Below are 9,640 nucleotides of genomic sequence, written 5' to 3'. Positions count from 1 at the left end.
TAAGCGCTTCGATTTCAAATGCCCGATCGAAGTCATGGGAGAGGTGATGCAGGAAGCCTTGGCTATGCGGCATGATGCTCCGGCTTCAATTCAATAACCGTGTTGCACTCAGCTCCTGCAACCGCCCCCTTTCTTTTTGATACGCAAGTAATTCACTACTACAATATACTTCACCACTTGCTCCGATTTTTCGAGTTTTTAGCAAAAATATTTCGCGCTGCTTTCGTGCAACTCTTCTGATTATTCTTTTTAGTCGCTTCAATGTTCCTTTGTCTTTTCCCTCCATTTCACGCCCTTCAAAATCTTTTGTCGCTGCGTGAACGATTGTCGTCAAATCAATATAATATTCGTAAAGTTTATCTAATATTGTTCCAGTACAACGAAAATCCGAGAATTTTATATTTTTGTAAATCTCTATATTTTCAAGTTCTTTTTTAAATTCTGGTATCTTGCTCGCCTCAATAATAAGCCTTTTCAAAACTGTATCAGTTGAAAGATAACAAAACAAATTGAAGATTATATTGCCAAGCGCAATTACTTCCTTGTCATAATCCTCTATTTTCTCCCTATACTGAAAATCCAATTTTTGCTTTGCTTGAATTATGTTCTGTTTCTTCGGTGCTTCTTTCAATGACTGAACATATTGAAAATCTAAATTTTCTTTGTCATTCAAAAAAGGCAAGCCCATGATTGCGGTTTGATAGGATAGTTCGAATGTTTTAGTTGATGCATTAAATTGAGAGATAATTATTTTCACTTTTGCTACTAATTCATTGATACTAATATCAGAACGTTGGAAAAGTTCAATATCGGATTTTATTTCTTCAATATTTTCTTTTGTTAAAACTTGCTTTTTGTTTTTAAATGCTATAATAGCCGTATGGGTCGGTTTCATTTCTTATAATTTTGCTCGTAACTTCATTATAACAAATAAAACCCAAATGCAAGAGCCGAAAGGCTCTTTTTTATTGCATGCGCTTTTTAATACACTAATCCTTAATTTTCAAACTGTCTACAAGGCCCGAAAACAAAGGTTGCGACAGTTATTTTAGAATTATCCAAGAGAAGCAAAAGCAAAAGCGCATTACGTCATATCGGCTTTTGCCTCTATCAGCCTCAAAAGACTATTTCAGACGCATCACGCAGTTCGCCCAGGAGTTATTGAATATTTTCGAATACACTTCTACTGCTGCGTCTTGGTCTTTCTCATAAACGAAACTTGGCTTTCTACCATTATTTATATCTGAACTTCGTATAGCGCTCCTGAGGAAAGCGTTATACGACGGGCTGGCCTCCATAGCGTTAGCCGATTCTATAGAGGCGCACTGGCAAGCCGTCGATGGGCTAATTTTCAGCTGGTTCAGTGCAGACTGCCTCTCTGGATTATTATTTATCACGGAGAAACAATATTTATAACCTATATTTTTAGCTATATCGTAAATTTCGTTTTTCGTGTCTTCATCCATTGCAAAGACGGAAGTCGATAATGTTAATAATGCCACAGCCAACTTCGCTCTATTCATTTTAAACTAAACCCCTGAGTAACCCTGTTGTACTTTATGAGTATTTTTATCATTCTTGGACGTATGCTCCTTGTCCATGCCAAATTATGACTTCTAATAAGGCACTTTGCCACTTCAAACAAATTTCGGAATCTGTGAAAATAACTCGGAAAAATAGTTTACCTAATCATGATTCGGTTACGCCGAGGGAAGTTGGCCGGTAGCGGGCCGGAGTCCAGAGGGAACTCCGAAACCACCGCGCTGCCGCTGGCAATCATTGCGTCTGCCAGGGCGCGATGGCGCTGTGGATAAAGTTTTTGCAAACCGGTGCCCAATACGCCCACCGTCTGTCCGCCAACGTCCAGAGCGGCTTGATGCGCCGCGCCGTCTACCCCCAGCGCCAGCCCGCTGGTAATTACAAAACCGGCTCCGGCAAGGCTGCGGGAAAAGGCTGCTGTGGTGTCCAGGCCCGGGCGTGAAGCGCGTCGGCTACCGACCATCGCCAGCTGCGGCTTTTCCAGAATAGAAGGGGCCCCAGCCACGAATAACACGGGGGGAGCATCGCTGAGTTCACTCAATAAAGCAGGGTAATCGGCCTGGTCATGGAACAGCACGTGCTGCCCGGAGCGCTCAAGCCAGCGCAATGCAGCGCTGGCACCCTCGCGAACCTCAGGGCTGCGTCGCGCCTGGGCACAGACTGCGGGCAGCCCCAATGCATGCCAGGCGCCGGCAGGCGCGCTGAGCGCCGAACTGGCCGAACCGAAGGCCCTGAAAAGGGTGTAGTAACGCCGTGGCCCAATCTCGGGCAGGCGGTGTAAACGCAAACGGGCTTCGAGTTCAGCCGGGGATATTTCTGACAACGGCATAGGATCATCCTTGATCGGTTATTCCATCTGAACCTAAGGAACAAGCTGTGGATAAGTCTGTTGACAAGTTGTTTGGGAAACGATGAAAACGGCACGATTGAGCCACCGGCCGGACCTTGAAACCGTACGTAGAAACCCAACATTAGTTGAACGCTGCCAAGAGGCTGATCTCACAGGTTTCAAATTGAGACATGCACCGGCCACCTGCGCGTGCAGCCCGGCAGCTAGTCGTTTCATCCGCGGGTGAATCCCTTTATTATGTGTACTCGCGTGAAACGCCAGAGCCCGAGCGGGTTCTCTCTGAAGGAGACGTTTTGCACAGGTTGCTCGAGTCCACAGGACCCACCTGACAACCGTTTTTGAATCTTTCACACAGTGCACCAATCAAACTTATGGCTATTTTGAACATCCTCGAATTCCCAGACTCGCGTCTGCGTACCATCGCCAAACCCGTGGCGGTTGTGGACGACGAAGTCCGTCAGTTGATCGATGACATGTTTGAAACCATGTACGAGGCGCCGGGCATCGGTCTGGCCGCCACTCAGATCAACGTGCACAAACGCATCGTGGTCATGGATCTGAGCGAAGACCGCAGCGAACCCATGGTGTTTATCAACCCGGAGTTCGAGATCCTGTCCGACGAGATGGGCCAGTATCAGGAAGGCTGCCTCTCGGTACCGGGTTACTACGAAAACGTCGATCGCCCGCAGCGTGTCAAGATCAAGGCGCTGGACCGTGACGGCAAGCCTTTCGAAATGATCGCCGAAGGCCTGCTGGCGGTGTGCATTCAGCACGAATGCGACCACCTCAACGGCAAGCTGTTCGTGGATTACCTGTCTACGCTCAAGCGTGACCGGATCAAGAAGAAGCTGGAAAAACTGCACCGCCAGAACGCTTGATCCACCCCGAGCGGACCTGTCCCGGACAACACTCTCGAATATGCAGAGATCCGATGTGGAAGCGGGCTTGCTCGCGATTAAGGCGACGCGATTTTCACAGAGATCGAGTTGCTGTCATCGCGGGCAAGCCCGCTCCCACATTAGACATGAGTCAGCCTGACCTTCGCGGGCTCAATGCCGCTTGTTCCCGCGCCCCCTATTCCAAGTGAGTAATCCATGACTGAGCCACTGCGCATCGTCTTTGCTGGCACCCCAGAATTCGCCGCCGAACACCTCAAGGCGCTGCTAAGCACCCCTTACGAGATCGTCGCGGTCTACACCCAACCGGATCGTCCGGCCGGGCGCGGGCAAAAGCTGATGCCAAGCCCGGTCAAGCAACTGGCCCTGGAACACAACATCCCGGTCATGCAGCCGCCAACCCTGCGCGCACCCGAGGCTCAAGCCGAACTGGCCGCGCTCAAGCCGGACTTGCTGGTGGTGGTGGCATACGGCCTGATCCTGCCTCAAGTGGTACTGGATATTCCGCGTCTGGGCTGCATCAACAGCCACGCGTCCTTGTTGCCACGCTGGCGTGGAGCGGCGCCGATTCAACGCGCCATCGAAGCGGGCGACAGTGAAAGCGGTGTGACCGTGATGCGCATGGAGGCGGGTCTGGATACCGGCCCCATGCTGCTCAAGTCTGTCACCCCGATCACTGCCGACGACACCGGCGGCAGCCTGCACGACCGTCTGGCAGAGTTGGGCCCACCGGCCGTTATCCAGGCCATCGCCGGTCTGGCTGCGGGCACGCTGCAAGGCGACGTGCAGGACGACAGCCTGGCGACCTACGCCCACAAGCTCAATAAAGACGAAGCACGCATCGACTGGAGCCGCCCGGCTGTTGAGTTGGAGCGACTGATTCGCGCCTTCAACCCCTGGCCGATTTGCCACAGCACGCTCAGTGGTGAAGCCCTCAAGGTGCTGGCCGCTACCATTGCTGACGCCAAGGGCGCGCCGGGGCAGATTATTGCTGCGAGCAAAGACGGCCTGATCGTTGGCTGCGGTGAAGGCGCGCTATGCCTCACACGTCTGCAATTACCTGGCGGCAAAGCACTGAACTTCAGTGATTTTTTCAACAGTCGCCGTGAGAAATTCGCTGTCGGCATCACCCTCGGTCAAACGGAAAACGCGCAATGAACCCTCGTCTGGCCGCTGCCAAGGCACTGACTGCAGTGTTGAACGGCAAAGCATCGCTCAACAGCTCCTTGCCGCTGCAACTGGACAAGGTTGAGGTGCGCGATCGCGGCCTGACCCAGGACCTGGCGTTCGGTACTGCCCGCTGGCAGCCGCGCCTGTCGGCGTTGGCCAACAAGCTGCTGCAAAAGCCGTTCAAGGCTGCGGATGCGGACGTCGAGGCGCTGCTGCTGGTCGGTCTGTATCAACTGCTCTACACCCGTATTCCGGCCCACGCTGCCATCGGCGAAACCGTAGGCTGCGCCGACAAGCTGAAAAAGCCGTGGGCCAAAGCCCTGCTCAACGCCGTGCTGCGCAACGCCCAGCGCGAGAGCGAAGCCTTGCTGGCCGAGCTGGAGCATGATCCTGTGGTGCGTACCGCCCACCCGCGCTGGCTGCAAAAATCCCTAAAGGCCTTCTGGCCTGAGCAGTGGGAAGCTATTTGCGCGGCCAACAATGCCCACCCGCCGATGATTCTTCGGGTTAACCGTCGTCACCACAGCCGCGATGGGTATCTGCAGTTGCTGGTCGAGGCCGGGATCGAGGCCCAGCCGTGTGTCTACAGCCAGGACGGAATCGTGCTCGCCCAAGCCTGCGATGTACGCAATCTGCCGGGCTTTGCCGAAGGCTGGATCAGCGTGCAGGACGAGGCCGCGCAACTGGCCGCCGACCTGCTGGACCTAGCGCCGGGCCAGCGTGTGCTTGACGCCTGCTGCGCACCGGGCGGTAAAACCTGCCACATCCTGGAAGTCGAACCTGCACTGGCGGGCGTAGTGGCGGTCGACCTGGAAGCCAAGCGTCTGGTGCGCGTGCGCGAAAACCTTGAGCGTCTGGGCCTGAGCGCCGAGCTGATCGCTGCCGATGGCCGCGACACCGCCACCTGGTGGGACGGCAAGCCCTTCCAGCGCATCCTGCTGGATGCGCCGTGTTCGGCGACCGGTGTTATCCGCCGTCACCCGGACATCAAGCTGACCCGCCAACCCGATGACATTGCCGCGCTCGCAGCCTTGCAAGGCGAACTGCTGGACGCGATGTGGCCAACTCTGGAAGTCGGTGGCATCTTGCTCTATGCCACCTGCTCGACGTTGCCGACTGAAAACACCGACGTGATCGAAGCCTTTCTCGCCCGTACCCCGGGCGCCCGAGAGCTGGATATCGCCGGGCAGTTCGGTCTCAAGCAACCCCACGGCCGCCAGTTGCTGGCGCAAGAGGGCGGGCACGACGGCTTCTACTACGCCAAATTGATCAAAATCGCAGCCGCTCGCGGCTAACTGATTAGGGATTGCAGGCATGAAAATCATCATCCTCGGCGCAGGCCAGGTCGGCGGTACGCTGGCAGAACATTTGGCCAGCGAAGCCAACGACATCACCGTGGTCGACACTGATGGTGAGCGCCTGCGCGACCTCGGTGATCGCCTCGATATTCGGACCGTGCAGGGCCGAGCCTCGCTGCCCAATGTGCTGCGTCAGGCGGGGGCGGATGACGCCGACATGCTGGTGGCGGTCACCAACAGCGACGAGACCAATATGGTCGCGTGCCAGGTGGCCTACACGCTGTTTCATACCCCGACCAAAATCGCCCGGGTCCGCGAGGCGGCTTATCTGACACGCGGCCAGGAGTTGTTCGACAACGACGCAATCCCGGTCGACGTGTTGATCAGCCCCGAGCAGGTAGTCACCAATTACATCAAGCGCCTGATCGAACACCCCGGCGCCTTGCAGGTCATCGACTTTGCCGAAGGCAAGGCACAACTGGTGGCGGTCAAGGCGTACTACGGCGGCCCGTTGATTGGTCAGCAACTGCGCCAGCTCCGTGAACACATGCCGAATGTGGATACGCGAGTAGCAGCGATTTTCCGACGTGACCGGCCGATCACCCCCCGTGGTGATACGGTGATTGAGGCTGACGATGAGGTCTTTTTCATCGCCGCCAAGGCCAACATTCGCGCCGTAATGAGCGAAATGCGCCGTCTCGACGAAAGCTACAAGCGCATTGTGATCGCCGGTGGCGGGCAGATCGGTGAGCGTTTGGCCGAGGCGATTGAAAGCCGGTATCAGGTCAAGATCATCGAGATGAACCCGGCACGTTGCCGCTATTTGTCCGACACCCTCGACAGCACTGTGGTGCTACAAGGCAGCGCTTCTGACCGCGATTTGATGCTCGAAGAGAACATTGCGGACGCCGACGTATTTTTGGCCCTGACCAACGACGACGAGGCCAATATCATGTCCTCGCTGCTGGCCAAGCGCCTGGGTGCAAAAAAGGTGATGACCATCATCAACAACCCGGCCTACGTGGACCTGATCCAGGGCGGCGAGATCGATATCGCCATCAGCCCCCAGTTGGCCACCATCGGCACCTTGCTGGCCCACGTGCGCCGTGGCGATATCGTCAGCGTGCACTCATTGCGCCGTGGAGCGGCCGAGGCGATCGAGGCGATTGCCCACGGTGATTCGAGGTCAAGCAAAGTGATTGGTCGTCGTATCGGCGAGATCAATCTGCCGCCGGGCACTACGATTGGCGCGATTATTCGCGACGAAGAAGTACTGATTGCCCACGACTCTACTGTGATCAATGCTGGCGACCACGTGATTTTGTTCCTTGTGGATAAAAAGCATATTCGCGACGTAGAGAAGCTGTTCCACGTGGGATTGAGCTTTTTCTAAGGAGTCAGGAATGCTGGAGTCACTGGAAAAAATGCTGGCCAAGGGTGTGGATAACTCATTGCTGCGCTTTGGCCTGGGCAAGGGTTATCTCGACCTTGGGGATAACCTCAAGGCGGCGGAGCACCTGCAACGCTGTGTGGCGTTTGACCCCAAGTATTCCGCAGCCTGGAAGCTGCTGGGCAAGGCGCAACTGGCGGCGGGCGATCGTGTGGCCGCGCGCACGGCATGGGAGCAGGGGATTGCAGCAGCCCAGGCCCATGGCGACAAACAGGCCGAGAAAGAAATGACCGTGTTTTTGAAGAAACTCGATAAAGTCTCCTGACACTGCCCATCCAATGTGAAAGCGGGCTTGCTCGCGATGCAGGCAGCGCGGTTCAGTTTTAAAACCGCGTCGATGCAATCGCGAGCAAGCCCGCTCCCACAGGGGTTGAGTGGCTTTAGTACCAGCGCGCCTCTCCCGGCGGACGCTTTTTGAAGCGCTTCATGCTCCACATGTACTGGCTCGGGTACGCCCGCACATACTTTTCGACCACCTTGCTCATGGCCGCACACGAGGTTGCCGTGTCGGTGCTGTACATCTCTTCGGGCGCCGCTTCCAGAATCACTTTAAAACCCGAACCGTCCGGCAGGCGCAGTGCGTGCAGGAACACGCCCACTGCCTTGCCACCCGCCAGCATGTTGGGCACAAACTTGCTGGTCAGGGCCATCGTGCCGAGGAACGGTACAAAGATACCGGCTGACTCTGCTGGCTCCGGGTCGGCCGGAATCCCGACCTGACCGCCTTTTCGCACTTCCTTGATGACACTCAAAATGCCTTCTTTGGTCGATGCGGCCACGCGGTTGCCCAGTTGCACACGTTGTTTTTGCAGCAGTTCGTCTACCGCCTTGAGCTTGGGCGGGCGATAAAAAATGATCGGTTTGCACTGGCTGCAGTAAAAGTGGTTGAGCACTTCCCAGTTACCTAGGTGGCTGGTGATGCCCACTACGCCCTTGCCGGAGGCCAAAGCGTCCTTGAGCACGTCCAGGCCTTCGACTTCACGCACCAGATCAATGGAACGCTGGGCGGGCCAGATCCAGGCGCAAGCGCTCTCGGTCAGGCTTTTGCCGATGTCCTTGAGGCTTTGGCCCACCAGTTGCTCACGGGCTACCGGGTCCATCTCGGGGAAGCACTTGGCCAGGTTGATACGCACTACATCGCGCGATCGGTTAGGCAGCTTCCACATCAACCAGCCAATGGCCGACCCCACGCGCTGCACCGCGCCCCACGGGAGCATGGCAAACAATCGCAAAGCCCCGACCAGCAGGGCGCCTTTAAACTTTTCCACAGGGTTATCCCATTCAAAACAAAACGGCTTTGTAGTCGCTGACGAGGTACGAGGCTGCGATGGGTTGCGCAGCAGCCCCATTGTTGAAGGTCCTTCGGACCTTATCGCAGCCTTCGGCAGCGACTACAGGATTTAATGCAATAGGCCAGCATTCTAACCGCCGTTTGCCAGTTCGGCGTAACGGTCGCAATAGGTGGCGTGGTCCATGACCATGCCGCTGGCCTGCATACAGACCTAAGCTATTCGTATAGCGCTATGATGCGCCTACGAAGCCGAGGAACGCCCGCTATGCCACGCAAAACGCCAGTCTATGCCTACATCAGGATGAGCACCATCGAGCAAGCCAAAGGCGATTCTGAGCGCCGTCAATTGGGTCAGATTGAGCGCTTTCTGCAAGAGAATGACGGCGAGCTGGTGGAACCCGTATTTCTGGACCGCCTTTCATCGTTCAATGGCAAGAACATCAAAAAAGGCGCAATCAAAGATTTTCTTGAACGAGTAAAACACGGTCAAATCGAAAAAGGCTCTGTTCTTGTAATTGAAAGTTTTGACCGTATTAGTCGCCAAGGTGGCTATATCGCACATTCGGTCATTTTAGACATCATCAAAAATGGCGTAGATATTGCCACCCTATCACCATATAAAAAATATTCTTTAAACTCTGACAATCAGTTTATTGAAGGTATTGAAATACAGACATTGCTTTATCGTGCTCACGAAGAAAGCAGAACAAAATCTGACCGTATCACTCGCCAGCATCAAGCACGGCGTGAAAAAGCAAAAGACAAAAATGTTGTATATGGTTCCCTTCCATTTTGGTTAATCAGAACCGCAGATTGGATTGAATTCAAAGAACCAGAAGCATCTGATGTAAAGCTTTGCCTCTCACTTTTGAAGACATATGGTATGTATACAGCCACGTCAAAAATCAATGAGCAAAGAAAATCATCAAAGGTTTTTTCAAAAGAAACTGTTTCGCATCTATTAAATAGAAGCGCCGTATGTGGCGATTTGCAGACTCATAAAATTGAATATGATGATGCTGGGCGGTTGCAGGAGCTGAGTGCAACACGGTTATTGAATTGAAGCCGGAGCATCATGCCGCATAGCCAAGGCTTCCTGCATCACCTCTCCCATGACTTCGATCGGGCATTTGAAATCGAAGCGCT

8 protein-coding genes and 2 pseudogenes are annotated in these 9,640 nt (G+C 54.3%); 6 read left to right on the top strand and 4 right to left on the bottom strand.

From position 1 onward, the window contains the following. Positions 1–85 precede the first annotated feature (85 nt). A complete protein-coding gene (locus tag AC19YQ_RS24455; protein WP_500596130.1) occupies positions 86–895 on the bottom strand; it encodes a hypothetical protein in 810 nt (269 codons plus the stop codon). Positions 896–1,690: 795 nt separating this feature from the next. After that, positions 1,691–2,368: pseudogene (locus tag AC19YQ_RS24450) on the bottom strand (DNA-processing protein DprA); the annotation flags it as partial. A 392-nt stretch (positions 2,369–2,760) separates the two neighbouring features. Here AC19YQ_RS24450 and def point away from each other — a divergent pair. The 5 genes from def to AC19YQ_RS24425 all read left to right on the top strand — a co-directional run bounded on the left by def (position 2,761) and on the right by AC19YQ_RS24425 (position 7,468). After that, positions 2,761–3,267 (top strand): peptide deformylase, encoded by a 507-nt coding sequence (gene def / locus AC19YQ_RS24445; RefSeq protein WP_019828628.1) that lies wholly within the window; start codon positions 2,761–2,763, stop codon positions 3,265–3,267. 216 nt (positions 3,268–3,483) lie between these two features. Next, complete coding sequence (gene fmt / locus AC19YQ_RS24440) at positions 3,484–4,443, top strand: methionyl-tRNA formyltransferase (protein ID WP_133074958.1); 960 nt, start codon at positions 3,484–3,486, stop codon at positions 4,441–4,443. Next, entirely contained in the window at positions 4,440–5,750 is a 1,311-nt protein-coding gene (gene rsmB / locus AC19YQ_RS24435; protein ID WP_219261982.1) for a 16S rRNA (cytosine(967)-C(5))-methyltransferase RsmB, read from the top strand. The genes fmt and rsmB overlap by 4 nt, the downstream gene beginning before the upstream one ends. A gap of 19 nt (positions 5,751–5,769) precedes the next feature. Beyond that, on the top strand, positions 5,770–7,146 hold the full coding sequence (gene trkA, locus AC19YQ_RS24430; protein WP_133074956.1) for a Trk system potassium transporter TrkA: 1,377 nt from the start codon (positions 5,770–5,772) through the stop codon (positions 7,144–7,146). Between the two features lie 10 nt (positions 7,147–7,156). Further along, positions 7,157–7,468: a tetratricopeptide repeat protein gene (locus AC19YQ_RS24425; RefSeq protein WP_133074955.1), complete on the top strand. Its 312-nt coding sequence runs from the start codon at positions 7,157–7,159 to the stop codon at positions 7,466–7,468. A 115-nt stretch (positions 7,469–7,583) separates the two neighbouring features. Here AC19YQ_RS24425 and AC19YQ_RS24420 read toward each other — a convergent pair whose 3' ends face one another. Further along, positions 7,584–8,471: a lysophospholipid acyltransferase gene (locus tag AC19YQ_RS24420; RefSeq protein ID WP_016782851.1), complete on the bottom strand. Its 888-nt coding sequence runs from the start codon at positions 8,469–8,471 to the stop codon at positions 7,584–7,586. Between the two features lie 153 nt (positions 8,472–8,624). Next, a pseudogene (locus AC19YQ_RS24415) lies at positions 8,625–8,699 on the bottom strand (DNA-3-methyladenine glycosylase I); the annotation flags it as partial. A 60-nt stretch (positions 8,700–8,759) separates the two neighbouring features. Between AC19YQ_RS24415 and AC19YQ_RS24410 the strand changes: the two are divergent. Continuing rightward, a complete protein-coding gene (locus AC19YQ_RS24410; protein WP_500596129.1) occupies positions 8,760–9,557 on the top strand; it encodes a recombinase family protein in 798 nt (265 codons plus the stop codon). The last annotated feature ends 83 nt before the right edge of the window (positions 9,558–9,640 follow it).

Source organism: Pseudomonas sp. MF06569 (assembly GCF_059862735.1).
This window is presented reverse-complemented; position numbering and strand designations above follow the sequence as displayed.

Coding starts and splice junctions, on each gene's coding strand:
- def (WP_019828628.1), top strand. CDS start 2,761: ATGGCTATTTTGAACATCCTCGAATTCCCAGACTCGCGTCTGCGTACC.
- AC19YQ_RS24455 (WP_500596130.1), bottom strand. CDS start 895: ATGAAACCGACCCATACGGCTATTATAGCATTTAAAAACAAAAAGCAA.
- AC19YQ_RS24410 (WP_500596129.1), top strand. CDS start 8,760: ATGCCACGCAAAACGCCAGTCTATGCCTACATCAGGATGAGCACCATC.
- fmt (WP_133074958.1), top strand. CDS start 3,484: ATGACTGAGCCACTGCGCATCGTCTTTGCTGGCACCCCAGAATTCGCC.
- trkA (WP_133074956.1), top strand. CDS start 5,770: ATGAAAATCATCATCCTCGGCGCAGGCCAGGTCGGCGGTACGCTGGCA.
- AC19YQ_RS24425 (WP_133074955.1), top strand. CDS start 7,157: ATGCTGGAGTCACTGGAAAAAATGCTGGCCAAGGGTGTGGATAACTCA.
- rsmB (WP_219261982.1), top strand. CDS start 4,440: ATGAACCCTCGTCTGGCCGCTGCCAAGGCACTGACTGCAGTGTTGAAC.